Raw genomic sequence first — 26,284 nt, forward strand, 5'->3', positions numbered from 1 at the left:
ACGGTAGCGCGGCAGCACGCAGACGCGAGCCCCACTTTTTCAACCCGCTTAGCAGTGCCGAAACCCCGGCACGTCCTGGGGTGACGCCCGGCTTGTCATCAGACGCCGAACGTAGACCTTGCAACTGTGGCAAAACCCATCCAGACACATCCAGTTTTGACCTGTCAATCATACATGCTCCAATGATCGCGTCCTATTCGAATTGTGCGTCGCTGCCTGGCGCCACGCACGGCTTGCGCCTCCGGCGCCTCGGCGTGATTTCGCAATGGCACTCCATCGGCGGCCGTCATCGACACTCGCGTAGCATGCCGGCATGGGTACGCATTTCCAGTTGGTTTGGGCTTTAAATTAATCCGTCTCTTGGTCTGCCGAGAATATACTTGGCGCCAACTGCGGCTGATAGACGTTCCTACGGGTTTCGGTCAGCGGTTTATGCGCCGGTACGCTCCTCTCCTGGGGAGGGAATATACGGCTCTTCCACTGCTGCTTCGATACATCCTCGGGGAGACTAGCTTGTGACGGACTCGCGGACTTTGAGCGCTGTCCCGATGGCTTTTTAACAGGTGTGTGTTTCAGCGTCGAAGATGGCGGAGCCGGGGGCGTTTTCGCGAAGACGGCTCCCCCCTGCTGGGGACGGAATATACTCAACTTCCACCGCTCCTCCGATGCATCATCGGGGACACGAGCTTGTGGCGAATCCACCTCCTCCGAGCGCGGCTTCGGCGGCGAAAATGGACTGCACAATAGCATCTTCGCGGGATCCGGTTGCTGCAGCGATGGAAACGGCTCGTCTTCGTCTAAAGATGCGGTGTCACTTTTCCACCTGGGAACACCGAACGACTGGAATGGGTCATTAGGCCCGTCGGCACGTCCGTCTTTTGGAAACGGTGCGACGACACCTTGTGCTGGCGCGTTCATGGGTGACGTCGCTTGCCCTTCCCAAGCCGAAGCGGCTTTGGGAATGAAGAAGCCACGGAACATTCGTGCTACAGCAGCCGCGATTGCCTTGCAACGGGCCCACGGCACGGTGGAGAAGGATGTGCTCGCCTGACGCAGCATTTGTGGGAATGAAGGCATCCAGCGAGCGCTGAGGGGCTCCCCGGCGCCCAGCGCGGATTGGCGAACCGTCGGCTGCGGACCATATACGCGGGACGCAGCAGGGAACGTTTGATTGCCTTCGACAAGAGAGCCGTGCAGACCGAACGCCGCAGGCCTTCCTGCAGGCGGTTGACCGCGCATGTTCTTAGGTCGGGCCAACATTTTCAAAGCCGCCAGCGGCCCGGTAGACGCGGAGGGCCTCGAAGGACACGGTGTGCTCGCAAAGGAACGCTCATTGAGCCATTGCGGCAACAGCGCTGCTGAGCCGGGAGGTATCGCGACGCGGTGGTTGTACAAGTCTGACTCCTGACGCGGCGGTAAATAGGACACCACGCCCCGTCAGCTTAATCGCGGCACGGCACGACATCAGGTCGCATCCGAACGGCGACGCCGGCAAGCGAATCGACGAACCCCTGTCTCGACGCACCGGGTAGAACCTCGCAACCGCGACGGGCTTAAGCTTGACGCTGACTCTCGTCACGACATGGTCACGCTGCGCACCGCCTGCTGTGTCGCGCAGCGCGGCACGACGGTCACCGATGCAGTAAGATCACCGATGCAGTAAGTACGCTAGCAACATATCCGTATTGAGCCGAACCATCTCGGCATGTTCATCGCTGTGGCCGAAATCGCGCCCCAGCGTCGCATACAGCGTATGCCGATTGGACACAATGTAATAGCCTAACCCGGAGATCGTCACATATAGGCGCAGCGGATCAATGCCAGCCCGGAACAGCCCAGCGCGGTGCCCGCGCTCCAGGATGCCAGAAAGCGTCGCGAGCATCGGTGAAACGGTTTCACGAATCCGCGTCGACTTTTGCAGATACCGCGCCTCATGCAAGTTTTCGTTGTTTAGCAAGCGCAGCAGGTCAGGATGCTGACGATAGAACGCCCATATAAAGTGGGCAAGCCGCGTCATGGCCTCCACGGGCGCCAGTCCGTTCAGGTCCAGCGTGCGTTCCGCTTCGGCAAATCCCGTCAGCGCCTGCTCCAGCACCGCGGTGAACAACTGCTCCTTGCTGCCGAAGTAGTAGTACAGCATCCGTTCGTTGGTCCCGGCACGACAGGCGATCTGGTCCACGCGCGCGCCGGACAATCCGCCGTTCGCAAATTCTTCGGCAGCGGCGGCGAGAATGCGGCGCCTCGTGCCTTCGGGGTCTCTTTTGATTCTCGGCTGGTTCATGTTCAGATCATGATGCAGTAGCCGCGTTGACCGATCGCGTCACCACCGGATAGGCCCACGGCGGCAGAAAACGGTGCGCCGCGCTGAGTTACCGCCCTAAGACTGACACGGAAAGCAGTTGGATTATGGCACGCGGGTCCAACGCCGCTATCGGAATAGGCGATAATTGCGTATTGATAAAATATGCGTCGCACTTCTCGACGCGTCCAGGTTCCGACACTGTGACTGCTTCTCCGTCGCTCGCGGATCGGATCGACGATCTGCTTCCCCAAACTCAATGCACCAAATGCGGCTATAGCGGCTGCCGCCCCTATGCGCAAGCCGTTGCCGACGGCACGGCGAGCTACAACCAGTGTCCGCCCGGAGGACAGCAAGGCATCGCCCGGCTGGCGTCATTGCTCGACAGGCCGCTCATCCCGCTCAATCCGGCCAACGGCGTCGAGCGTGCACGGGCGCGTGCGGTAATCGATGAGACCGTGTGCATCGGCTGCACGTTATGCATGCAGGCATGCCCGGTCGATGCCATTGTCGGCGCCCCAAAGCAGCTGCATACGGTGCTGGCAGATTGGTGCACCGGCTGCGATCTGTGCGTCGCGCCGTGCCCCGTCGATTGTATCGAGATGGTCTCCGTGACCGGCACTGCCACCGGATGGGACGCATGGTCGCCGCAGCAGGCCGATGCGGCCCGACGTCGGCATGCGCGGCGCAATGCGCGGCTCGCGAAAGAGCGTGATGTGGCGCAGCAGCGTGCCGCCGCTCGTCGCGCGACGATGAGTTCGGATGCCACACCGGTGCCGCCAGCATCGGGATGGGCGTCGCCCGGCACGGTGCGAGAGCGCATAAGTGCCGAGCCCGGTCACCCGCCCAGCGCGACGCCCGCCGCTGCCACCGCGACCGGCATGCCAGGGGCCGGGCCAATGGCGTCGTCGCAGGACCATGCCGCCGCACGAAAGCAAGCGATCATCCAGGCGGCGCTCGAGCGTGCCCGCAAGAAAAAAGAGGAACTGGCCGCCCAGGGGCTGGGGCCGCGCAACACATCGGACGTCAGTCCAGCCGTGCAAGCGCAAATCGACGCGGCCGAAGCACGTCGGCGGCGCCTGGGATGGGACACGGACGAACGCGGCGGCGCTGCATCGGAGCCGCCCCCGCCGCCCGATGCGCGCAGAGACGGCTCCGACCTCGATGCATGATGCGCCGTCTGCGCCTCACTGTCCCCTAAAGCGACGAATCTTCATGAACGCCCAAAAGCGCCGCGCAATCTACGAAACGCTGCAAAGCCTGAATCCCCATCCGACGACGGAGCTGGAGTACACGACGCCGTTCGAACTGCTGATCGCCGTGATACTGTCGGCGCAGGCGACCGACGTCTCGGTCAACAAGGCGATGCGCCAGATGTTCCCAGTCGCCAACACGCCGAAAGCCATCCTGGCGCTCGGCGAAGACAGTGTGGCACAGTACATCAAGACGATTGGACTGTACCGGACCAAGGCCAAGAACGTCATCGCGACCTGCAGGATCCTGCTCGACAAGCACCACGGCGAAGTGCCGGCTGATCGCGAAGCGCTCGAGGCCCTGCCCGGTGTGGGCCGCAAGACGGCGAGCGTTGTGCTGAACACCGCATTCGGGCACCCGACGATCGCCGTCGACACGCATATCTTCCGCGTCGCGAACCGCACCGGGCTGGCGCCCGGCAAGGACGTGCGGGCGGTGGAGGCGGCGCTGGAAAAGCTCACGCCGGCCGAATTCCGGCATGACGCGCACCACTGGCTGATCCTGCACGGCCGCTACGTATGCCGCGCGCGGCTGCCTGAATGCTGGCATTGTGCGATCGAGCCGCTGTGCGAATTCAAGAGCAAGACGCCCGCTCCCACCCAATGATGTAACGATTGCCACAAAAGCATTGCGGATGCACTGATAAGAAGCTTGCGTCGTGGCTGTGCAGCGATGAGCACCGCGGTGCGACGGTGCGGCGCCACGACAACGCTCGGCGTACAATGATGGATTGCGCGGCTGCGCGTGCCAAGCGGTTCCTGTGCCTGATGTTCACTCCAAGTCGTGACGAAGTCCGTCGTTTTTTTACCGAGACGTGGCGCAAGCAACGCGCCGGTGAAATCTTGACCCCGCTGCAGAGCATGGCGGCGGACTGGATCGTCCAGCACCCAGAGTACCAAGCTGTCCTGGACTGCGCCGACGCAGGCGAGCAGGACTACTCGCCCGAGCGCGGCCAAACGAACCCATTCCTGCACTTGTCGATGCACCTGGCAATCAGCGAGCAGTTGTCGATCGACCAGCCGCGCGGCATCCGCGCCGCACACGAGCGCCTGGCTGCACGACTGGGCTCGGACCACGACGCACACCACGCGATCATGGAATGTCTTGGCCAGATCATCTGGGAAGCACAACGCAACAAAGTCCCGCCGGATACCGACGCGTATCTGGCGCTGATTGAACAGCGCGCGTCCCGGGATTGACGGCACAGGGCCGGCCGACGCAGCGACACCGCCGTGCGTGTGCGCCGGCGACGTGAGACCGCTTACTTCTTCAGCACGAGATCGCCCTTCAGCGACTCGATATACGCGGCAATGTCTTTCAAATCGCTTTCGGACAGGCTCTGCACCTGCGCAGCCATGATCGCATGGTCGCGACCAAAGGACGGATTGCCACCGCCCATCTGGTATTGGCGCAATGCCCAATAGGTGTAGTCGGCATGCTGCCCCGCGAGTTTCGGATAATCCGGAGTCACCGGCTTGTCCAGCCCCGCTCCGTGGCACGCGGCGCAGTTGGTGCGCTCGACGATTGCGCGCCCGTTACCAATGTCCGCGGCTTGCGCGGCCCCGATCGATACCACGGCCGCACACGCGGCGATCATTGCCTTGGCGACGCCCGACGCTTCAATGATGCGCTTTTTCATGAGTTCTCCTGTTGCTCGTCTACCGTTCGCCACGTTCCGATCACCGCTGCGGATTGGGCTGGCTTGCCGGCGTCTGAGCCGCGTAGTACGCGGCCAGGTCGGCAATGTCCTGGTCCGTTAGCGACTTGGCGATCGCTTGCATCGGCGCGAACTTGCGTGCACCCTTCTTGTATTCCTGCAATGCGTTTTCCAGATACTTCGCGTTCTGACCGCCGAGCATCGGCACTTTATAGACCTGTGGGAACGCGGCGCGATAACCGGGAATGCCGTGGCAGCCAATGCACATGGCGACCTTCCCTTGCGCGGCGCGCGCGTTGCCGACCACGTCCGCCGCCGCGGTGCCGGCTGACCCGGCGAACACCGCAATGGCAGCCATCACGACGAATCTGTTCATAAGCATCTAACCTGGCTGTAGGGGAATATCGGGGCGCTGAAACCGCGCAGGCCTGCACCGCCCTGCTCTGCACGAATCCACTGGCGTTGAGCAGCCGGCCAAAAAAACGGCGTATTGTAACCCCCGACGCTAGGAGCGTCCACTTAAGGGCCAGCGCGCGACTGCGCGCCGCGCACCGCGTAGTCAACCGTGCTGCAGGCAGCAGACCGCCCTCACCCTGCGTCAATCGGCCGCAGCGAAATGCAGCATTTGGGCGCTCGGCGGCCCGCGCCGGCATCGGTCGGCGCGCCGATGGCATGACACGCGCCAGGGGCAGCGAGCCGGCCACACGGTCGGCGGCGAGGCGGCGCCTGTCTTATACTGGCGTTTTCGTGTCTCCGTGCCGAGCAGGTCGCCGCCGCGCTCGGCATGCCGCTGCTGCAATGGCACATCAAATCGACCACCCAAGCCCAGCAGGGGCTGTATGAGTACGATGCTCATCCTCAGCAAGTAACCCTTCCCATCCATGACTGCGTCCTCACCACCCGACCCAGCCGCTCCGCCCACGCTACGCGCGCCACTGCGTCCGGTCGGTGACACCTCGCTGTCGGCGCTGGTCGCCGGTTTTGTGGCCGCGATGACGGGCTACACCAGCTCGATCGCATTGATATTCCAGGCCGGCCGCGCCGCGCACCTGAGCGACGCCCAGATCTCATCGTGGATCTGGGCGCTGTCGATCGGCATGGCTGTCACGGCTATCGGGCTGTCGCTACGCTTTCGCGCGCCGATCGTCGTCGCCTGGTCCACGCCCGGCGCTGCGCTGCTCATCACCAGCCTGCCCGGGGTGCCCTACGCCGAGGCGATCGGCGCTTTCGTCGTGTGTGCGGCGCTGCTAGCCCTGGTCGGCGTCACTGGCTGCTTCGATTCATTGATGGCGAGGATCCCATCGGGTATCGCCGCCGCCCTACTGGCCGGCATTTTGTTCGAGATCGGCAGCGCGATCTTTGTCCAGGCGGGCCAACAACGCGCGCTGGTGCTCACGATGTTCGTCGCCTACCTCGTGACCAAGCGCGTTTGCCCCCGCTATGCGATCGCCCTTACGCTGGTGGTCGGCACTGTGCTGGCCGGCGCGCTCGGCTTGCTCGATTTCAGTCATTTCAGCATCGCGCTCGCGCATCCCGTGTTCACCCGCCCGTCGTTTTCCCTCGCCGCGTTGATCAGTATCGGCGTGCCGCTGTTCATTGTCGCGATGGCTTCGCAGAACATGCCAGGCGTGGCGGTGTTGCGCGCGCACGGCTATAGCACGCCATCGGCGCCACTGATCGCCACAACCGGGATCGCATCGCTGCTGCTGGCGCCATTCGGCTCGCACGGGATCAACCTCGCGGCCATCACCGCAGCGATCTGCACCAGTCGCGACGCACACGAGGATCCGGCAAAGCGCTACACTGCCGCCGTATGGTGCGGCGTGTTCTACTTGCTGGCCGGCATCTTCGGCGCGACGATCGCGGCGCTGTTCGCCAGCCTGCCCAAGGCACTGATCGTGTCGGTCGCCGCGCTGGCGCTGTTCGGCTCAATCATGACCGGCCTGACCCACGCAATGCAGGATGCCCGACAACGCGAAGCGGCACTCGTTACCTTCATGGTGACCGCCTCCGGGTTCACGCTGCTGTCGATCGGCTCGGCCTTCTGGGGCCTGGTGGCCGGCCTCGTCGCGAACGCCATCCTGAACTGGCGCCGCTAAATGCGCCGGCAAGCCGGCGGCGCGGTGCCCGACGTCCGGCATCCCGCAGCCGGCGCCCCGACGAACCGGGGGAGCACCGACTGGTCGGACAACTATCGGACGCCGCACGGCTGCGAGACAATAGTGGAAATCAGCGCGGCATTTCGGGATACGATCTACAAGGAACCTAGCCATGACGACTGCACTAGACCAGTTGAAGCAGTACACGACCGTCGTCGCCGATACCGGCGATTTCCAGCAACTCGCGCGTTACAAGCCGCAGGATGCAACGACCAATCCGTCGCTGATCCTGAAGGCGGTGCAGAAGGACAACTACCGCCCGCTGCTCGAGAAAACAGTACGCGATCATGCTAGCCGGCCCGTCGGCGACATCATTGACCGATTGTTGGTCGCGTTTGGCGTCGAGATCCTAAAGATCGTCCCGGGGCGGGTGTCGACAGAAGTGGACGCGCGGCTATCGTTCGACGTCCAAAAAAGCATCGAAAAGGCACATCAGCTGGTCGCGCTCTACGAGGCCGCGGGCATCGACCGCGAGCGCGTGCTGATCAAGCTCGCGTCGACGTGGGAAGGCGTGCGCGCCGCCGAGGTGTTGCAGCAGGAAGGGATCAATTGCAACATGACGTTGCTGTTCTCGCTCGCCCAGGCGGTCGCCTGCGCGCAAGCCCGAGCCAAGCTGATTTCGCCATTCGTCGGCCGCATTTACGACTGGTACAAAAAAAATGCCGGCGCGAATTGGGACGAGGCCCGCGACGGCGGCGCCAACGATCCCGGTGTGCAATCGGTCAAACGTATCTACGCATACTACAAAAAATTCGGCTACCCGACCGAAGTGATGGGCGCGAGCTTTCGCACGACGAGCCAGGTCGCCGAGCTTGCCGGCTGCGACCTGCTGACGATCAGCCCAGACTTGCTACAGAAGCTGCATGAGAGCAACGAGCCCGTGCAGCGCAAGCTCTGCCCGCAGCAGGCGGCCAGTGTGCCGATCAAGCGCGTCGCGCACGATGAGCCGACGTTCCGCTACCTGCTAAATGACGACGCCATGGCCACCGAGAAGTTGGCTGAAGGCATTCGCCTGTTCGCGGCGGATGCGGTCAAGCTTGAACAGTTGATTACGCCATTGCGCTGAGTGGTTCTGCTGAGTGGGTCCAATACACGCTCGACCACGATACATGGTCAACGCACCGCATCAAGGATAAATCCAAACCATCGATGACACACCCTTCTGTTTCTGCTTCGGCGATGCCAGCCGGGCCATCGGTCGTGCCGGCGCCGACAGTGGGCCCCTCGCAGCGCTGCCATTGGTGCGGCACCGGCGCCGAGTATTGCGCTTACCATGATATGGAGTGGGGTTTTCCGGTTGATGACGACCGCCGGCTGTTCGAAAAACTGTGCCTTGAGGGGTTCCAGGCCGGACTTAGCTGGCTGACGATACTGCGCAAGCGGGAAGCCTTTCGCGCTGCATTCGCCAACTTTGACATCGAGAAGGTGGCCCGGTTTACCGACTGCGACGTGCAGCGGTTGCTCGGCGACACCGGCATCATCCGGCACCGGGGCAAGATCGAGGCTGCCATCCATAACGCACGCCGCGCGCTGGCGCTGCTCGATAGCGAGCGCTCGCTGGCCGCCTACCTGTGGCGCTTCGAGCCGGACCCGCGGAGCCGGCCACGCAAGCTGACCCGGGAGGTGCTCGGCACGATGACGACGTCCCCCGAGTCGATTGCGTTGTCGAAGGACCTGAAGCGGCGCGGTTGGAAATTCGTCGGGCCGACGACGATGTACGCGATGATGCAGGCGATGGGCCTGGTCAACGATCATCAGCACGATTGCAGCGTGCGGACCGACGTCGATCGGGCACGTGCCGCCTTTCAGGTGCCGCGCTAATCAGCCGTCCTGCACCGCCAGGTCTGAGAGCGTCGATTTACCCAGCATGCCGGTGCGCGCCCGTAGGCGCAAGGCGGCACTCGCGCTGCGGCAGCCGGCATCGGTAGGAAGCCGGGGACCAAGCAGCGATCGCGTCGTCCGCTGCGGCAACGCCGAGTATAGGGGCATGCCTTCGGCGGTCAAGTCGAGAAAACGAGGGGATGGCGGGGAGGAACTCAGATCACGAAATGCCCGCCGCCGGCGAGGTCACGCGCGTCGCGGCGTGGCGCGCCGGACGCCTCACGTAGGGCGGCGACCCACTTACGGGCGCTCAACCCACACGCCTTCTCAATGACCTTCGCGCGGTCGGTCAGTATGTTCCAGTCAATCGACAATGCGGGTCCGGAGAAAGCCAGCACGATGCGGTTACCCTCATGCACCTCGGGCAACGCGATGACCCGTGCATCGAACGCCGCGCGCAAATGGCGCATGTTGCGCACGAAGCTCGGATGGTCGCCGAACAGGTTGACCGCCACCACTGCGGCGCCGCCGAGGCAAGCACGGCACGCGCGATAAAACGCGACGGAATCGAGCACCGGACCGCGTGCGGTCGCGTCATACAGGTCAATCTGCATCGCGCCGACCGTACCGTGGTTCGCGGGGTCATGAACAAAATCCCATGCATCGATCTGGAGCACGCTCAAGCGCCGGTCGTCGCGCGGCAACTCAAACATGCTGCGCGCGGCAATGATCACTGCCGGGTTCAATTCCACCGCCTCGACATGCGAGTGCAAAAAATGCCGATGACAGAACTTGGTCAAGGCTGCCGCCCCCAAGCCCAATTGCACAATGCGCTTGGGCGGCGCGAGAAAGAGCAGCCACGCCATCATCTGCTGCGCGTATTCGAGTTCAATATCGAATGGCTTTTTCAGTCGCATCGCGCCCTGTATCCATTCAGTGCCGAAATGCAGGTAGCGCACGCCCCGTTCTTCGGAAAATGTCACCGGCGCAAAACGGGCTTTGCGCGGCGCTTCGAGGGTTGGCGCGCCCTCGTGCTGCACGGCGCTCTCGTGTTCGTCGCGTCCCGTGCGGCGGGCGGCGCCGCGCGACGGTTGCGCGGCCTGCTCACCGCGCTGGAATGCGCGCACTTGCGCCGACGCGCGCTTGATCAAGGATGTCATGTAACGAAGTCTTGCGTGTTGCACAGTTTTTGTTTGTCCCAAGCATAGCATCCAGGGCCGCGCAGCGGGTTACGCAACCCGTAATCGAGTTGGGGCGACCTGCAGTTATCCACGGGTCGCGCGGCGCTGGCACTGGCAGTCGCCCATTTCAGAGCGTTGGACGCTCTTCACCGACTCTACCGAACGGCTGGCTTGCATCAACATAGCCATCAGTGGATAATGCATCGCAATTGCGATGCTTCGACAGATATCATGAAATCCGCCACTTTCCCCTCCATTCGGGTCGAACCGGAACTGCGTGACGCCGCCGAAAGCGTCCTCGGCGAAGGAGAAACGCTGTCGAGTTTCGTCGAGCACTCGGTCCGCGAGGGCATCGAACGCCGTCGCAATCAAAGCGAATTCATTGCCCGCGGCATCGCGTCGCGCGAAGCGGCCCAACACACCGGCGACTATCTGCCTGCGTCCGAAGTACTGGAGAAACTGGAGCGGCGGCTCGACGCCCTTCGCGATACGAGGCGCAAGCCTCGATGACGTACGCGGTCCGGTTCACGCGTGCGGCTTCAGATGATCTGGACCGTCTTTATGGCTTCATTGTCGATCGCGACGACGCCGACGTCGAAATCGCTACTCGCGCACTTGCGGCCATCGCCGCCGGGATCGCTACATTGGAATCGTCGCCGTTCACATGCCGCAAAGCCCATCCATCGATGCCGTTTTTGCGCGAATTGATCACTCCGTTCGGCGTGTCGGGATATGTTGCGCTGTTCGAGATCGACGACAATCGGACGGTGACGATCCTGGCGGTGCGTCATCAGCGGGAAAGCGATTACCACTGAACCGGAACGGATCCGACGTTCGGTCACGCAGGCTGTGGGTCGGCCCCATGCCACGCAACATTGCATCACCAGCGATCGAATGTCGTCAGAAAAGAATGTCCCGCCAACACGAAAGCTTTTGTTCGAACGACAGCATCGCATGCGCCGGACTCGACGAAGGCAGTACGAGCGTCTCATAGCCCGCGGCACCGATCACATCGGCAAACCGCCCCGCCGTCTTGCCGTTGAAGCACACCTTCTTCAGCAACGGTGCATGCGCTCTCAACGACGCGAAGTCGTTCGGCTTCGCATGGCGAATCGCCGAATCGAGACTGCCCTCGCGATGACACGCGGCGAGCACGTCCCATATCCCGATTCCGTGCTTCAACACGCGTTCGAGCCGCGCGTCATACGCAAGCTCATGCAACTCAGGCTCGTTAAGCACCGCGCCCAATAACCGCCAGAACTGATTGCGCGGATGCGCATAGTACTGCCCTGCCCCGAGCGATGCTTCACCGGGAAAGCTGCCCAGCACCAGAATCGTCGTATCGGGCCGGATTATCGGCGGAAAACCTTGCAACATCAGCAATTTAATAGGTCATCATGGTCCACATGGCCGGCAAGAAGCATTCGGTCACCATCAGCGGTAGCCGATGACGGGTAAACACCGAGCGCCGCGCGACGCATGCATGCGGCCGATCCGGGCCTAACTGTGCGACAGCGAGCCGGTACAGCGGATGGGCGCCATCGACGCACCGGCTGACGATCGGCGAGCGTGTCACCGTCATGTCCGCATACAGCAGCTCGGCCAGCGCTCGCGTGCGCAACCGTCGTACGGCTTGCCATACGCCCCGGCTCGCACGCAGCGGCGTGACACTGTGCGCGGCCACCACGGACACGCCATCCACTGTAAGCACTACCTCCCGAATCCACACCGGCGCGCGGCGTGCGAGGCGCAACACGCGCGCCTCGTCGCGCCACGCGAGGCCAACCTTCTCACAGGTGACCCGCACGGTCACCCGACCGAGCGTGCTCAAATGGCGCGTGAGCGAACCCGCGCGTGTTACCCAGTCCTTCTGTGCGGCGCTGAAGACGGCACGCGGTTGCGCCCGCCAACCGTCACCGTGCGCACAAAACTGCCCGCCCGAGCGCCGCTCAAGCGTGTCGTTCAATGCGTGCCCGACAGCAACAACGTGTTGGTGCGCTTGACAAAGCTCGCTGGATCATCGAGCGCGCCCCCCTCGGCGAGCAGCGCCTGATCGAACAGCAAATGGCACCAGTCGGCAAAGTCCGCTGCGTCCGGCGACAGCCGCTTAATCAGCGCATGTTCCGGGTTCACTTCGAGGATCGGATGGAAATCGGGCGCCTTCTGGCCAGCCGCCTTCAACAGTCGCTGCAGGTAGCCACTCATCTCTCCATCGTCGGCCACCAGGCAGCTCGGCGAGTCGGTCAGGCGGAACGTGAGACGCACGTCTTTGGCCTTTTCCTTGAGCACGTCCTTCATCCGCTCGACCAGCGGCTTCAGGTCTTCACCGACCTTTTCCTGAGCCTTTTTCTCCTCGTCGTTCAACGCACCCAAATCGAGATCGCCACGGGCGACGCTGGCCAACGGCTTGCCGTCGAACTCATGCAGGAACGACAGCATCCATTCGTCGACGCGATCGGTCAGCAGAAGAACCTCGACACCCTTCTTGCGGAATACCTCCAGGTGCGGACTGTTGCGCGCGGCCTGCCAACTGTCGGCGGTCACATAGTAAATCTTCGTCTGCTCCGGCTTCATCCGCGCGACGTAGTCGGCCAGCGACACATTCTGCTCGGCGCTGTCGGTTTGCGTCGACGCGAAGCGTAGCAGCTTGGCGATGCGCTCCCGGTTCGCGAAGTCCTCGCCCAGACCCTCCTTGAGCACCTGGCCGAATTCGCGCCAGAACGTCGCGTACTTCTGCTTGCCAGCGTCGTCGTCGGCACCAGCCAGTTCCTCGAGCATCGACAGCACCCGCTTGGTGACGCCGTCGCGGATCGCCTTCACGTCGCGGCTCTCCTGCAGAATCTCACGCGACACGTTCAACGGCAGGTCGTTTGAATCGACCACGCCCTTGATGAAGCGCAGGTAATTGGGCAACAACTGCTCGGCCTCATCCATGATGAACACGCGCTTCACATACAGCTTCAGCCCGCCGCGATGGTCGCGGTTCCACATATCGAACGGGGCACGACCAGGCACGTACAGCAACTGGATATATTCGCTGCGTCCCTCGACGCGGTTGTGGGTCCAGGCAAGCGGCGCCTCGTGATCGTGCGACAAATGCTCGTAGAAGTGCTTGTACTGCTCGTCGCTGATCTCGCTCTTGGCACGCGTCCACAGTGCGCTGGCCTGGTTGATGGTCTCGTCCTCGTCCTTGACGACCATCTCGTTCTTTTCAGCGTCCCACTCCTCCTTCTTCATCAGAATCGGCAGGCCAATATGATCCGAGTACTTCTGGATGATCGACTTGAGTCGGTAGGAGGACAACAGCTCGTCTTCGCCCTCGCGCAGATGCAGCGTGATCGACGTGCCGCGCTGCGCACGTTGGATCGTCTCGACGCTGAATTCGCCGTCGCCAGTGCTTTCCCAGCGCACCCCCTGGTCGGCGGGCAGGCCAGCGCGGCGCGATTCCACGGTGATCCGGTCCGCGACGATGAAGCCGGAATAGAAGCCGACACCGAACTGGCCAATCAGTGCCGCGTCCTTTTGCTGATCGCCGGACAGTTTGGCAAAGAACTCCTTGGTCCCTGAGCGCGCGATCGTGCCCAGGTGCGAAACCGCGTCGTCACGGCTCATGCCAATCCCGTTGTCGTCAATCGTGATCGTGCGTGCAGCCTTGTCGTACGCGATCCGGATACGCAGGTTCGGGTCATCTTCATACAGCCCGGCATCGGCGATCGCCTCGAAACGCAGTTTGTCCGCCGCGTCGGACGCATTCGAAATCAGCTCACGCAGGAAAATTTCCTTGTTGCTGTACAGCGAGTGAATCATCAGTTGCAGAAGCTGCTTGACTTCCGCCTGGAAGCTCATGGTTTCTTGCGCCATAGTCTAGGTCCTTTCAGCGAGTTGACGTCAACGGCACGAGGCCAGGTTTGTCCGTGTTCGCGCAAATGGGGACGGCCCGCGCCAAATTCAAGACTTGTCCAAGTACCGCGACAGAAACGCGGACAGCCCCGGGTTGCCGCAGTTCGCGACATTAAAGCGCCGTCTAGCGTATGCCGTCCAGCATCGCTGGCCCCCGCCGACGTGCGCCCGGGCAACGCTGTACTGCGTTACATTGTCGATGATGGCGGGTGGTGCGGCGCGCCGGTATGCAGTTTTCTGATCCGGTCCGGCCGGTCTCACCCTTGTATTTTCCTAACCCTTTGGAGTCCCCATGTCGAATGTATACGATCAACTGAAGGCGCTCAGCATCGAGCTACCGGCGGCTGGCGCACCGGCAGCCGCTTACGTGATGAGTGCGCAGGCAGGCAAGACAGTGTTCCTGTCCGGCCATATCGCCAAAAGGAACGGACAGGTCTGGACCGGCAAGCTCGGTGACACGATCGGCACGGAAGAAGGACAACAGGCGGCGCGCAGCATTGCCATCGATCTGATTGCGACGCTGCACGCGCACGTGGGCGATCTGAACCGCGTCAAGCGCATTGTCAAGGTGATGAGCCTGGTCAATTCGACGCCGGACTTCATTGAGCAGCACTTGGTGACGAACGGGGCGTCAGAGCTGTTCGTGGCGGTGTTCGGGGAACGCGGCAAGCATGCCCGCTCGGCGTTCGGCGTCGCGCAGATTCCGCTAGGTGCTTGCGTGGAAATCGAACTGATCGCCGAAGTCGAATAACGGCATCCGTGCCCCGCCCCGCGGCGCGCCGCTTCCTTGCCGATGCTTGGAACCGCCCACGACAACGCAACGATTCGAGTAGGTCAATCATGAGACGAGGCAACGCGCGGTTCTGGGATGCAATGGCGAGGCGCGTCAACGACGTGAAACGCGAACCGCGGATCGGCAGCAATGCGGTAACGGCCATAGATGGAACGTTCCAGGCACGATTCAGCCGACTTCGGACAGATTTCTTATACATCCCGAGTAGGCAGCATAGGCGCGCCGCCATTCTTCCCGCATAATCTGCTGGCGTCGCAGGCAGCATCCGGGCGTTGCGCGGTACCCCAAGGTCGGGGCATTTTACGCGTGGCGCTGTTTTAATTACCATTGTTTGAGCGCCCGCGCGGCACGGCCTTTGGCGGTTCTATATCACGCCCCGCCATCGCATTGGACACGCCGCCGCACGGGGATATTCACCCCCTATCACGGCCTGGCTCCATGACTCTTCCGCTGACTCCCTCGGCACGCGAAGCACGTTTGCGCCGTGACGCGGCGGTGTCCAGGCAGCGATCTCTGTGGGTCATCCCGGCTCTCGGGTTGCTGGTGCTAATCCTGCTGTGGGCGGTAATCTATACGCGGCTGCAAGTAGAGCGGGACAATGCCCAACGCGAAGCCACGGCTTCGGCCGCGCTGCTGTCCGCGGCTTTTGAACAACATACGGTCAAGGCCATTCACCAGGTCGATCAGATCACCCGCTTCGTCAAATACGAATTCGAGAAGTCGCCGCAGCGCTTTAAATTAGCCAGCACGATCGAGAAGGGCGTGATCCAGAGCGACACACTGATCCAGGTGTCGCTGGTCGACGAGCATGGCTACCTAATCGCAAATACGGAGGATTCGCGGCCCAAGCCGCTGAACTTGTCCGACCGCGAGCATTTTCAGGTCCATAAGCACGAGACGTTCGACCAGCTGTATATCAGCAAGCCGGTACTGGGCCGGGTATCGCACCAATGGACGTTGCAACTCACACGCCGGCTCAACTATCCCGACGGCTCGTTCGCGGGTGTGGTCGTGGTGTCGGAAGACCCGAGCTATTTCACCAATGACTTCTATAACAGCGCGGCAATTGGCCGCGACGGCGTGATATCGGTAATCGCCGACACAGGCGCAGTACTGGCGCGCCGCACTGGCAATACGCTGAACGCACCCGGCGCGTTTTCTGCGACCGGCAGCTATCCGCTGTCTGAACATGTGTCCGGCACGTACCGCGACCCGATCGATGGCGTGATGCGCATCGTGTCGTACCGCCACATCGACGGCTACCCGCTCGGCGTCATGGTGGGCCTGTCGCAAAAGGAAGAATTTGCCGATTACGAACACACTCGCAATATCTACCTGTTGATGGCCGGGTGCATTTCGATCGCGATCCTCGGCTTCTTCGGCGTGGCTACAGGCTTGATCCGCAAGCTACTCGGCCGCGAACGCGAGATGACGCACCTCGTCGAGTATGACTTGCTGACCGGCTTGCCGAACCGCTACCAGACGCTGCAGATTTTGCGCACCGAAGTCTCGCAGCCGGCAAACGTCGGCCGGCTCGCGTTGCTGTTCATCGACCTGGACAATTTCAAGACGGTCAACGATACGCTCGGCCACAACGCCGGAGACATTGTGCTGCAAATGACATCGGCACGGCTCGCGCAGACGGTCGATGGCAACGGTATTCTCTCGCGCATCGGCGGCGACGAGTTCGTTGTGATCGTCAAGGAGGATCACGTTGAACCGAAGGTGGTTCAATTGGCCGAGGCGATTGCCGGCAGTTTCCTAAGGCCATTCGACGTGCGCGGCAGCTCATTCGTGCTGCACGCAAGCATCGGCATCGCGCTGCTCTCCAGTACCCACGAAAGCGAGATCGATTTGCTGAAAAAGGCCGACCTGGCGATGTACAGCGCCAAGGATGCCGGCCGCGGATGCTACCAGTTCTATTCGCCGCAGCTCGCGCACCGCGCCGACCATTTGATGAAATGGGAGCAGCAACTGCGCGTCGCACTTGCCGAAGGGCAGTTGTTCCTCGCCTACCAGCCCAAGATCGACTTGGCGCGCCGCTGCATCACCGGCTTCGAGGCGCTGCTGCGCTGGAACCACCCGCAGCATGGCGAGATTACCGCAAGCGAGTTCATCACGATTGCTGAGTCTACCGGCTTGGTCGTGCCGATTGGCGACTACGTGATCGACAGCGCATGCCAGCAGCTCGCGCAATGGACCTCGCTCGGCTACGACACACTGTCGCTGGCCATCAACATCTCGGCCGTGCAATTCTGGCGCGGCGACGTGTTCGGGGCCGTGGAGCGGGCGCTGGACCGCTATAAATTGCCTGCACGGCGCATCGAACTCGAGATCACGGAAACGGCGATGATGGAGTATCCCGAAATCGTGTCGGAGAAGGTCGCCGCACTCAAGCGGCTTGGCGTACGCATTGCGCTGGATGACTTCGGCACCGGTTATTCGTCGCTGTCCTACTTGAATCGTTTTGCCGTCGACACACTCAAGATCGACCGCTCGTTCGTCCAGGCCATTCCCGCGGACCGCAATGTCTGCGTCATGGTGTCGGCAATCGTCAATCTGGCCCGCTCGCTGGGATTGACCGTGGTCGTCGAGGGCACGGAAACTGAAGAGCAGATCGCATGGCTGTCGGGACTGGGCAACATCGAGGCACAAGGCTTTCTGTTCTCACGCCCGGTGCCTCCCGACGGGGTGCCTGCGCTGCTCGAGCACTTCGGGGTTTGTCCACTTTCTGAACCAGGAGGCGTCGCAGCAACGCACGCCGTGCAACCACGTGTTTCCGCTTGAATCTCGTGCCGTGCCGCATAATCGATCTCATCTTACATCCGTCGCCTCCCCACCGGCCGCGCCGGCGCCCTCGTCTGCCACCGGCGTCGATGGTGGAGCGCTTCCGCCGCAGGCAACGCAGAATGTGCCATCCCGCCAAGAGCCATTGTGGTCGCTGCTGCTGGTCATCGCTGGGCTGTCATCCGTTTCATGGGGTGGGCTGTCGCTGATCGCGCAACTGGAGCGTCACTATGTTGAGCGCAAGCAACTGTTCAACCGGCTCGACTACCTGAACCTGGTCGCGTTGGCCTGGCTAATTCCCGGGCCGGTCGGCTGCAATGTCGCGATCCAAATCGGCGCCGCACTGCGGGGCTGGCGGGGCGCGTGGATGGCCGGTCTTGGCAGCGTGCTGCCCTTCGCGATCGTGATGACCGTGCTGGCGATGTTCTATCGCACGCCGGCCGTGGCGTCGCTCGCGTCGCAATCGCTGGTCACGCACTTCAGCGTCGTACTAGCATCGTTGATCGGCACGACCTGGATCAAGCAGGTGCGCACCCTAATACAACGCCCGATCGACTGGGCCACGGCCATCGTGGCCAGCGTCACGCTGCTGCTCCTAAATAGCCCGGCCATCTATGTCGCGCTGCTTGGCGCCGCGTTCACATTGGGTTGGTTCACGAGTCCAGCGTCCGAGCAGCAGACGAAATCAGCATTCGTGCTGTGCCGCACCGACTCACTGCTGCTGGCCTTGCTCGCCATGCTACTCGGGCTGTACGCATTGCCGTTGCCGCTGCCATCGAGCAACACCATGCTGTTGCTGTGGCCCCGGCTGGCCGGTGCGGGCCTGACACTATTCGGCGGCGGATTCTCGGCGCTGCCGGTATTGAAGACGTTGTTCGTGCCGCCGATCCTGGACATTTCCGACAGCGAATTCACTTTCGTCTTCGCGCTGTCGCCGGTCTCGCCCGGTCCGTTGTTGAACGTGGTGCCGTTCTTCGGGTATCTGGTCGGACACATCCCCGGCGCGCTGCTCGCCACCTTTTCGGTATTCGTGCCATCGGCAACGCTGGTGGTGATCGCGCAGCGCAACTTGAAGGTGCTCGAAACGCACCCGCGTTTCAAGTCCGCAATGCGAGTGTTGCGCGTGGCGACAACGGCCTTTCTCATATCGGCCGTCGCCAAGATCGCCTGGCAAGTACCCATGGAGCCAATCTACGCGGTCACCGCTGCGTTCGCGCTGACGTGCTTCTGGCGCGCCAAGGTACCGGTCTATGCGGTGTACGGGACCGTGGCGCTCACCTACGGGCTGGTCCTCTGGCAAATCACGTAGCGGCCACGGTCAGAAACGCCCGATCACGCCCAGCGCAATGGCTACCACACCGAGCGCGAGGTTGAGCGCCACCAACCGACGCAGGCCCGCGACGACGCGGGCGCCGTCTGGCCAGTTCTGTGCTTGGACCGCGCGCTGCAGCCGCGGGTACAACACGAAACGGATGTGGCCGAACAGTAGCATCATCAGTACACCGATCGCGGCCATCGCGTGCATTGGCCAGTTCGCCTGCGCGCCGCCCAGCATCACCAACATGAATACGCCGGTGGCCAGCAGCACGACGATCACCACCGCGACCAGCCGGAAGAAGCGGCCGAACACCGAATCAAGCAACGGCAGGCGTAATTGCGGCGACACGTCGGACAACGCCGGGCGCAGGCAAAATTGCACGAACGTCATGCCGCCAACCCATATCACGACCGCGGCAATGTGCAGGAACATCGCCACCTCCAGCGCTTTCAACACGTTTGTTCCTCCCTGATCCTCATGCCGGCTGTGCGGACCATACTGGGCGCATGCCCGACACCTTGAACTTGACCGCCGGCGCCTTGCCACGACGCGCACGCTTGCCGACGTAGTACGCGAGCGCATCGCCAACCAGCGTTTCCTGCTGCGGCTTGCCGCCTCGCCCAACGCCGCTGAGCATCAGCCCGGTCTGGCCGATCGCCAGCGCCTGGAGCAACTGCTCTTTGCCGTCCAGGCCAATCAATGTCACGCCACGTCCGCCGCTGGACAACGTCTTCATCTCGTCCAACCCGAACACCAGCATACGTGTCTCGTCCTTCGCGCCAATTGCCAGGCATGCGACCTGCGAGGCATCCGGCTGCATGGGCATCGGCGCAAGCGGCTGCGCGCCGGCATCGATCGTCATGAACGACTTGCCGGCCTTCACGCGGCTGATCATGTCGCCGATTCGCGCGATGAAACCGAAGCCGTTGCTCGATGCGAGCAGCAACGGCTGTTCCAGCGGCGCAGCGAAATAGTGCATTAGATGGGTGCCAGCCTCCAACTCGATCAACGACGTGACCGGAACGCCGTCGCCGCGCCCGCCCGGCAGCACCGCGACCGGCACCGAATACACGCGGCCATTGCTGCCCCACGCCACCAGCGTATCGGGCGTGCGGCACTGGAACGCGGCATACAAGCTGTCGCCGGCTTTGAACGTGAAGCCTGACGCATCCAGCCCGTGTCCCTTCAGCGTACGGGCCCAGCCGCGCTGCGAGACGACAACTGTCACCGGTTCGTCGACGATGCGCGCCTCGAACGTCGCGCGCTTGTCCTGCTGGATCAACGTGCGGCGTGCATCGCCGAACTGCTTCGCATCGACCTCGATTTCCTTGATGATCAGCCGCTTCATCGCCACGTCGCTGCCCAGCAACGCCTCGAGCCGGGCCTTTTCGTCGTGCAGCTCGCCCAGCTCCTTCTCGATCTTGATTTTTTCCAGTCGCGCCAATTGGCGCAAACGGATTTCGAGAATGTCGTCCGCCTGCCGCTGCGATAACCCAAAGGCCGCGATAAGTGCCGCCTTCGGTTCGTCCGACTCGCGAATGATCCGAATCACTTCGTCCAAGTTCAGAAAGACGATCATCCGGCCTTCCAGGATATGGATCCGATCCTGCACCTTGGACAGCCTGAACCGCGTTCGCCGCGTCACGGTCGCAAAGCGGTAGCCGATCCATTCGCGCAGAATCTCGCCCAGCCCCTTTTGTCGCGGCCGGCCATCGGCGCCAATCATCACCAGGTTGATCGGCGCACTGGATTCCAGACTCGTGTACGCAAGCAACGTATTGATGAACTCGGTCTGGTCGATGCGGCTGGACTTCGGTTCGAACACGAGCCGCACCGGCGAGTCCTTGCCAGACTCGTCGCGCACCGCGTCGAGCAGCGCGAGCAGGCTTTGCTTGGTCTGCAGTTGCTCCGGCGTCAACGTCTTCTTGCCAAGCTTGACCTTCGGATTGGTCAACTCCTCGATTTCCTCCAGCACTTTCTGCGACGACGTGCCGGGCGGCAGCTCCGTGATCACCAGTTGCCACTGCCCGCGCGCCAACTCCTCAATCTTCCAGCGCGCGCGCACCTTCAGGCTGCCACGACCGCTTTCGTATGCCGCGGAAATCTCCGCCGGGCTCGAGATGATCTGGCCTCCGCCCGGGAAGTCCGGGCCCGGCATCCGCTCCATCAGCGCTGCGTGATCCAGGTTCGGATTGCGGATCAGTTCGATGGCCGCCTGCACGACCTCACGCAGGTTATGCGGCGGAATCTCAGTGGCCATGCCGACCGCAATGCCGGATGCGCCGTTGAGCAGCACGAACGGCAAGCGCACCGGCAACGACCTGGGCTCCTCGAACGAGCCATCGTAGTTCGGAATGAAGTCGACGGTGCCCTGCTCGATCTCATCGAGCAGCAGCCGTGCGATCGGCGTGAGCCTCGCTTCGGTATAGCGCATCGCTGCGGCGCCATCGCCATCGCGCGAGCCGAAGTTGCCCTGCCCGTCGATCAGCGGGTAGCGCATCGAGAAATCCTGCGCCAGCCGTACCAGCGCCTCGTACGCGGACGAATCGCCATGCGGGTGGTACTTGCCCAGCACGTCGCCGACCACGCGCGCCGACTTGACCGGCTTCGCGTCGGCCGCCAGCCCCATCTCGTGCATCGCATACAGGATGCGACGTTGCACCGGCTTCTGACCATCGGTCACATCGGGCAGCGCACGACTCTTGACCACCGATACCGCATAGTCGAGGTAAGCGCGCTCGGCATAGTCGCCCAGCGTCAGGTACTCGCCGTCAGAGGGCGGCGAAAAATCCAATTCCAGTTCTTCACTCATCGGGTGACAACCTCAAATTCAAGTCCACCGGGCATCGTGCGCAGCGGCGCCTGGCGGCGTCGCGCGTCACACCCTGCGTCAGATGTCCGCCTGCGCCTCGTTGCCCTTTTCTTCGAGCCACGCGCGACGGGCAGCGGCTTCTCCCTTGCCCATCAGCATCGTCATGCGCCCGATGGTCGCATCGAAATCTAGGCCGCCCAGTTGCACGGGCATCAGCCGCCGGGTATCCGGGTTCATCGTCGTGTCCCACAACTGCTCGGCGTTCATCTCGCCCAGCCCCTTAAAGCGCGAAATCATCCACGCGGACTCGCGCACGCCATCCTTGCGCAGCTTGTCCACTATCGCCTCAAGCTCGCCTTCGTCCAGCGCGTAGAGCTTCTGCGCCGGCTTCTTACCCCGGGCCGGCGCGTCCACGCGAAACAGCGGCGGGCGCGCCACATACACGTGGCCGCGCTCGATGAGTTGGGGAAAGTGGCGAAAGAACAGCGTGAGCAGCAGCACCTGGATATGCGAGCCGTCCACGTCCGCATCCGACAGGATGCAGATCTTGCCGTAACGCAGATTCGATAGGTCGATCGCATCGTCGCTCGCGTGCGGATCGACGCCGATCGCCACCGCGATGTCGTGCACTTCATTGTTCGCGAACAGCCGGTCGCGCTCCGTCTCCCACGTGTTGAGGACTTTGCCGCGCAGCGGCAGAATCGCCTGAAACTCCTTGTCGCGCCCCATCTTCGCCGAGCCGCCCGCGGAATCGCCCTCGACCAGGAACAACTCGTTGCGCGCTACGTCAGTCGACTCGCAATCGACCAGCTTGCCGGGCAACACCGCCACGCCGGAACTCTTACGCTTCTCGACTTTCTGGCCGGCGCGGGTGCGCGCCTGCGCCTGCTTGATCACCAATTCGGCCAGCTTGCGTCCATGCTCGACATGCTGGTTGAGCCACAGCTCCAGGCTCGGTCGCACGAACGAAGAGACCAGCCGGACTGCATCCCGGCTATTGAGTCGCTCCTTGATCTGACCTTGGAATTGCGGATCGAGCACCTTCGCTGACAGCACGAACGACACCCGTGCAAACACGTCCTCGGCGAGCAGCTTGACGCCTTTGGGCTGCAGGTTATGCAGCTCGACAAAGCTCTTAACTGCCTGGAACAGGCCGTCGCGCAGCCCGGACTCGTGGGTGCCGCCCGCCGGCGTCGGAATCAGATTCACATACGACTCGCGCAGCAGCGAGCCCTCCTCGGACCATGCGACGACCCACGATGCGCCTTCGCCCTCAGCGAACGTGTCGTCGGTCGTGCGTGACGACCCGGCGTACCGCTCGCCCTCAAACAGCGGGATCAATGTATCGTAGCCAGCCAGACCCTCGAGCAGATAGCCACGCAGCCCATCTTCGTATTTCCATGACTGCCGCTCGCCGGTTTTCTCGATGATCAACACCACCTCGACGCCGGGCAGCAGCACCGCCTTGGAGCGCAACAAACGCTGCAGTTCGGACAGCGGCAGGTTGGCCGAGTCAAAGTATTTCGGGTCGGGCCATGCTGTGACGCGGGTGCCGGATTTCTTGTCCATGCGGCCATTGGCCGCGCGTACGGTGAGCGGGCGCACCACGTCGCCGTGCGAGAAGCCGATGTCGGCCACCTTGCCGTCCCGCCACACCGTGACATCGAGCCGCTGCGACAATGCATTGGTCACAGACACGCCCACGCCATGCAAGCCGCCGGAGAATGTATACGCGCCACCGGCAGCCTTGTCGAACTTGCCACCCGCATGCAACCGGGTGAAGACGATCTCCACCACTGGCACCCCTTCTTCAGGGTGCAGGCCGAACGGAATACCCCGCCCGTCATCCTCGACGCTGACCGAACCGTCGGTATGCAGCGTCACGACGATTTGCGCGCCAAATCCGCCCAGTGCCTCGTCCGACGCGTTGTCGATGACTTCCTGCACGATATGCAGCGGATTCTCCGTGCGCGTGTACATACCCGGCCGTTGTTTCACCGGCTCGAGCCCCTTGAGCACCTTGATCGACGCTTCGCTGTATGCGGGACCGGATTTCTTTGTAGCCATGTTCCGATAAATTCCGCCGTTGTCCACAGTTATTGTGGACAAACGCGTGGACAATTCGTTGAGTTCTTGAAAAAGCCCTGCCGAAACAACTCGCTCGTCACGATGCCCGCGAATCGTGCGCGCTGCCGGCGGCCGGGGTGGGAACGGGCGCTATTTTACCGGCTTGCGCTTGGCCTCCAGCATCTCCCAGCGCTCGAGCGCGGCCAACAGTTCGTCGTCGATCGCCGCATAGCGCTCGGTGAGCCGCGTGCCTTCGGCCGGATCCGTCACGAAGATCGACCCGTCTTCCAGCCGCGCACTGATGGACTGCTGCTCCGCCTCGAGCTGTGCAATCCGCTCCGGCAACGCATCTAGCTCGCGCTGCTCGTTGAACGTCAGCTTGACGCTGCGCTTCTCATTGCGCCCTGAGGCGGCGCTGGGGGCGTCATGCAACGCACTGTCGCCGTTCGGTGCGGCCGGGATGTGCGCGGCGGCCTTCGCCGGCGGTGCGGCACCGGCCTGCGCCAGCGCATCGGCGCGCGCCTTCTGCATCTGCCAGTCCGAGAAACCGCCGACGTACTCGCGCCACTGGCCGTTTCCTTCCGCCGCGATCACCGACGTGACAACGTTGTCCAGGAAAGTGCGGTCATGGCTCACGAGCAGCACTGTGCCGTCATAGTCGGTCAACAGTTCCTCGAGCAGTTCGAGCGTCGGAATGTCCAGGTCGTTGGTCGGTTCGTCCAAGACCAGCACATTCGCGGGCCGTGCGAACAGTCGCGCCAGCAATAGTCGGTTGCGCTCACCACCGGACAATGATTTGACTGGCGAGCGAGCGCGTTCCGGCGAAAACAGGAAGTCGCCCAGGTAGCTCATCACATGCTTGCGGGCACCGTTGATCTCCACCCAGTCGCTGCCCGGACTGATCGTGTCCGCGAGGCTGCGCTCAGGGTCCAACTGCGCGCGCATCTGATCGAAGTAGGCAATCTGCAGATTCGTGCCAGTGCGCACCCGGCCTTCGTCCGGTGCGATCTCGCCGAGCATCAGTTTGAGCAGCGTGGTCTTGCCCGCGCCGTTCGGGCCGACGAAGCCAATTTTGTCACCGCGCATCACGGTGGTCGAAAAACACGCGACGACCGTCTGCCCACCGTAGCGCTTGGTCACATCGGTGAGTTCGGCGACGATCTTGCCGGACTTGTCGGCCTGGCTCACGTCAAGGCGCACGTTGCCCTGCACGTTGCGCCGCTGCGCGCGCTCGTTGCGCATCTGCACGAGGCGTGCGATGCGCCCGACGCTACGCGTGCGACGCGCCTCGACGCCCTTGCGGATCCAGATCTCTTCCTGGGCGAGCAACTTGTCAAACTTCGCATTCTCGACCGCCTCTACTTCAAGCTGCTGCGCCTTGCGGGTCTGATAGGCCGAGAAGTTGCCCGGGTATGACAACAGACGCCCGCGATCGAGTTCGACGATGCGGGTCGCGACGCGGTCGAGGAACGCGCGATCGTGCGTGATGAACAACACGCTGTCGCGCAGCGACAACAACAGCGTCTCGAGCCAGCGTATCGAATCAAAATCGAGATGGTTGGTCGGCTCGTCCAGCAGTAGCACATCGGGCTGCGTCACTAGCGCGCGTGCCAGCGCAACGCGTTTGAGCAGGCCACCAGAGAGCTGATCCACCCGCGCGTCGCCTTCCAGGCCCAATTGCGCAAGCGTGGTCGCGACCCGGGTGCGCCATGCCCATCCGTCATGCGCGTCCAGCGCGCCCTGCAGCACATTCATGCGCGTCAACAACGCGTCATGCGACGGGCCTTCGGGCGTATCGGCCAGCGCGTGCACAACGCGGTCGTACTCGTCGAGCAGCGCACGGGTGTGCTCGAGCCCCGCGGCCACCGCGTCAAACACGCGCATACCAGGGTCGAAGACCGGCTCTTGCGGCACGTAGACAGTCGTGAGCGCCTGCGCGCGGGTGATCAAGCCGTCGTCGGGCTTGGCCAGGCCGGCGACGATCTTCAGCAACGATGACTTGCCCGCACCGTTGCGGCCGATCAGGCCCACCCGCTCGCCCGGTTCGATCGAGAAGTCCGCGTGGTCAAGCAGTGCGACATGGCCGAACGCGAGTTGCGCGCCGGTAATGGAAAACAGCGACATCGGCTCAGGGAAAGGGCAGAAAACACCCATTGTACCGGCCGGATACAAGCTACCACGCGTGAACCCGTATCGGGCGGTTGGCCGATGCAGGTCGCGCCATGCGTTACGGTAA

The 26,284-nt window shown here is 62.7% G+C and carries 21 protein-coding genes and 2 pseudogenes; 12 read left to right on the forward strand and 11 right to left on the reverse strand.

The window, feature by feature from the left end; translation table 11 throughout:
* Positions 1–1,648 precede the first annotated feature (1,648 nt).
* Positions 1,649–2,281 (reverse strand): TetR/AcrR family transcriptional regulator, encoded by a 633-nt coding sequence (locus B0O95_RS03380; RefSeq protein ID WP_104076645.1) that lies wholly within the window; start codon positions 2,279–2,281, stop codon positions 1,649–1,651.
* Positions 2,282–2,502: 221 nt separating this feature from the next.
* On the opposite strand from B0O95_RS03380, the gene rsxB reads away from it, so the two are divergent.
* The 3 genes from rsxB to B0O95_RS03395 all read left to right on the forward strand — a co-directional run bounded on the left by rsxB (position 2,503) and on the right by B0O95_RS03395 (position 4,752).
* A complete protein-coding gene (rsxB, locus tag B0O95_RS03385) occupies positions 2,503–3,471 on the forward strand; it encodes an electron transport complex subunit RsxB (RefSeq protein ID WP_199180423.1) in 969 nt (322 codons plus the stop codon).
* A 43-nt stretch (positions 3,472–3,514) separates the two neighbouring features.
* Positions 3,515–4,159 carry an endonuclease III gene (gene nth / locus B0O95_RS03390; RefSeq protein ID WP_104076647.1) on the forward strand — a complete coding sequence of 215 codons (645 nt, stop codon included), beginning with the start codon at positions 3,515–3,517 and terminating at the stop codon, positions 4,157–4,159.
* Between the two features lie 161 nt (positions 4,160–4,320).
* Entirely contained in the window at positions 4,321–4,752 is a 432-nt protein-coding gene (locus tag B0O95_RS03395; protein ID WP_104076849.1) for a DUF1841 family protein, read from the forward strand.
* Positions 4,753–4,814: 62 nt separating this feature from the next.
* On the opposite strand, the gene B0O95_RS03400 is transcribed toward B0O95_RS03395, so the two are convergent.
* Together B0O95_RS03400 and B0O95_RS03405 are read right to left on the reverse strand one after the other, a co-directional pair.
* Positions 4,815–5,192 (reverse strand): c-type cytochrome, encoded by a 378-nt coding sequence (locus B0O95_RS03400; protein WP_076795964.1) that lies wholly within the window; start codon positions 5,190–5,192, stop codon positions 4,815–4,817.
* Between the two features lie 40 nt (positions 5,193–5,232).
* Positions 5,233–5,586 carry a c-type cytochrome gene (locus B0O95_RS03405; protein ID WP_104076648.1) on the reverse strand — a complete coding sequence of 118 codons (354 nt, stop codon included), beginning with the start codon at positions 5,584–5,586 and terminating at the stop codon, positions 5,233–5,235.
* A gap of 381 nt (positions 5,587–5,967) precedes the next feature.
* On the opposite strand from B0O95_RS03405, the pseudogene B0O95_RS03410 reads away from it, so the two are divergent.
* From B0O95_RS03410 to B0O95_RS03425, 4 genes and pseudogenes are all read left to right on the forward strand, one after another.
* Positions 5,968–6,063 (forward strand): annotated as a pseudogene (locus B0O95_RS03410) (AAA family ATPase); the annotation flags it as partial.
* Positions 6,064–6,091: 28 nt separating this feature from the next.
* Positions 6,092–7,309: a benzoate/H(+) symporter BenE family transporter gene (locus tag B0O95_RS03415; protein ID WP_233203088.1), complete on the forward strand. Its 1,218-nt coding sequence runs from the start codon at positions 6,092–6,094 to the stop codon at positions 7,307–7,309.
* A gap of 172 nt (positions 7,310–7,481) precedes the next feature.
* Positions 7,482–8,435 carry a transaldolase gene (tal, locus tag B0O95_RS03420; RefSeq protein ID WP_104076649.1) on the forward strand — a complete coding sequence of 318 codons (954 nt, stop codon included), beginning with the start codon at positions 7,482–7,484 and terminating at the stop codon, positions 8,433–8,435.
* Between the two features lie 113 nt (positions 8,436–8,548).
* A complete protein-coding gene (locus tag B0O95_RS03425) occupies positions 8,549–9,190 on the forward strand; it encodes a DNA-3-methyladenine glycosylase I (protein WP_104076650.1) in 642 nt (213 codons plus the stop codon).
* Between the two features lie 215 nt (positions 9,191–9,405).
* Here the strand turns inward: B0O95_RS03425 and B0O95_RS03435 are convergent, their stop codons facing one another.
* Positions 9,406–10,350, reverse strand: a complete 945-nt coding sequence (locus B0O95_RS03435; protein ID WP_104076652.1) for a class I SAM-dependent methyltransferase — start codon at positions 10,348–10,350, stop codon at positions 9,406–9,408.
* Positions 10,351–10,569: 219 nt separating this feature from the next.
* Between B0O95_RS03435 and B0O95_RS03440 the strand changes: the two genes are divergently transcribed.
* The gene (locus B0O95_RS03440; protein ID WP_416171938.1) at positions 10,570–10,881 is read left to right on the forward strand and encodes a YlcI/YnfO family protein; all 312 of its coding nucleotides are present in this window, start codon (positions 10,570–10,572) and stop codon (positions 10,879–10,881) included.
* Positions 10,878–11,186, forward strand: coding sequence for a type II toxin-antitoxin system RelE/ParE family toxin (locus B0O95_RS03445; protein WP_104076654.1), 309 nt, complete (start codon positions 10,878–10,880; stop codon positions 11,184–11,186). The genes B0O95_RS03440 and B0O95_RS03445 overlap by 4 nt, the downstream gene beginning before the upstream one ends.
* Positions 11,187–11,271: 85 nt before the next feature.
* Here B0O95_RS03445 and B0O95_RS03450 read toward each other — a convergent pair whose 3' ends face one another.
* From B0O95_RS03450 to htpG, 3 genes and pseudogenes are all read right to left on the reverse strand, one after another.
* On the reverse strand, positions 11,272–11,748 hold the full coding sequence (locus B0O95_RS03450; RefSeq protein WP_104076852.1) for a DNA-deoxyinosine glycosylase: 477 nt from the start codon (positions 11,746–11,748) through the stop codon (positions 11,272–11,274).
* 25 nt (positions 11,749–11,773) lie between these two features.
* Positions 11,774–12,337 (reverse strand): annotated as a pseudogene (locus B0O95_RS03455) (chorismate--pyruvate lyase family protein); the annotation flags it as partial.
* Complete coding sequence (gene htpG, locus B0O95_RS03460) at positions 12,334–14,232, reverse strand: molecular chaperone HtpG (protein WP_104076656.1); 1,899 nt, start codon at positions 14,230–14,232, stop codon at positions 12,334–12,336. The pseudogene B0O95_RS03455 and the gene htpG, both read right to left, overlap by 4 nt.
* Before the next feature lie 331 nt (positions 14,233–14,563).
* On the opposite strand from htpG, the gene B0O95_RS03465 reads away from it, so the two are divergent.
* The 3 genes from B0O95_RS03465 to B0O95_RS03475 all read left to right on the forward strand — a co-directional run bounded on the left by B0O95_RS03465 (position 14,564) and on the right by B0O95_RS03475 (position 19,160).
* Positions 14,564–15,022 (forward strand): RidA family protein, encoded by a 459-nt coding sequence (locus B0O95_RS03465; protein WP_104076657.1) that lies wholly within the window; start codon positions 14,564–14,566, stop codon positions 15,020–15,022.
* Positions 15,023–15,502: 480 nt separating this feature from the next.
* Positions 15,503–17,851 carry a bifunctional diguanylate cyclase/phosphodiesterase gene (locus B0O95_RS03470; protein WP_104076658.1) on the forward strand — a complete coding sequence of 783 codons (2,349 nt, stop codon included), beginning with the start codon at positions 15,503–15,505 and terminating at the stop codon, positions 17,849–17,851.
* Positions 17,852–17,975: 124 nt separating this feature from the next.
* Positions 17,976–19,160, forward strand: a complete 1,185-nt coding sequence (locus B0O95_RS03475; RefSeq protein WP_104076659.1) for a chromate transporter — start codon at positions 17,976–17,978, stop codon at positions 19,158–19,160.
* A gap of 9 nt (positions 19,161–19,169) precedes the next feature.
* Here B0O95_RS03475 and B0O95_RS03480 read toward each other — a convergent pair whose 3' ends face one another.
* The 4 genes from B0O95_RS03480 to B0O95_RS03495 form a co-directional block, all read right to left on the reverse strand.
* Positions 19,170–19,625 carry a DUF4149 domain-containing protein gene (locus B0O95_RS03480; RefSeq protein ID WP_104076660.1) on the reverse strand — a complete coding sequence of 152 codons (456 nt, stop codon included), beginning with the start codon at positions 19,623–19,625 and terminating at the stop codon, positions 19,170–19,172.
* Positions 19,626–19,644: 19 nt separating this feature from the next.
* Positions 19,645–21,981 (reverse strand): DNA topoisomerase IV subunit A, encoded by a 2,337-nt coding sequence (gene parC, locus B0O95_RS03485; RefSeq protein ID WP_104076661.1) that lies wholly within the window; start codon positions 21,979–21,981, stop codon positions 19,645–19,647.
* Positions 21,982–22,059: 78 nt separating this feature from the next.
* Entirely contained in the window at positions 22,060–24,048 is a 1,989-nt protein-coding gene (gene parE / locus B0O95_RS03490) for a DNA topoisomerase IV subunit B (protein ID WP_104076662.1), read from the reverse strand.
* 150 nt (positions 24,049–24,198) lie between these two features.
* Positions 24,199–26,172: an ATP-binding cassette domain-containing protein gene (locus B0O95_RS03495; RefSeq protein WP_104076663.1), complete on the reverse strand. Its 1,974-nt coding sequence runs from the start codon at positions 26,170–26,172 to the stop codon at positions 24,199–24,201.
* Positions 26,173–26,284 lie beyond the last annotated feature (112 nt).

Origin of the sequence: Mycetohabitans endofungorum, assembly GCF_002927045.1 — a bacterium.
Lineage (GTDB): Bacteria > Pseudomonadota > Gammaproteobacteria > Burkholderiales > Burkholderiaceae > Mycetohabitans > Mycetohabitans endofungorum.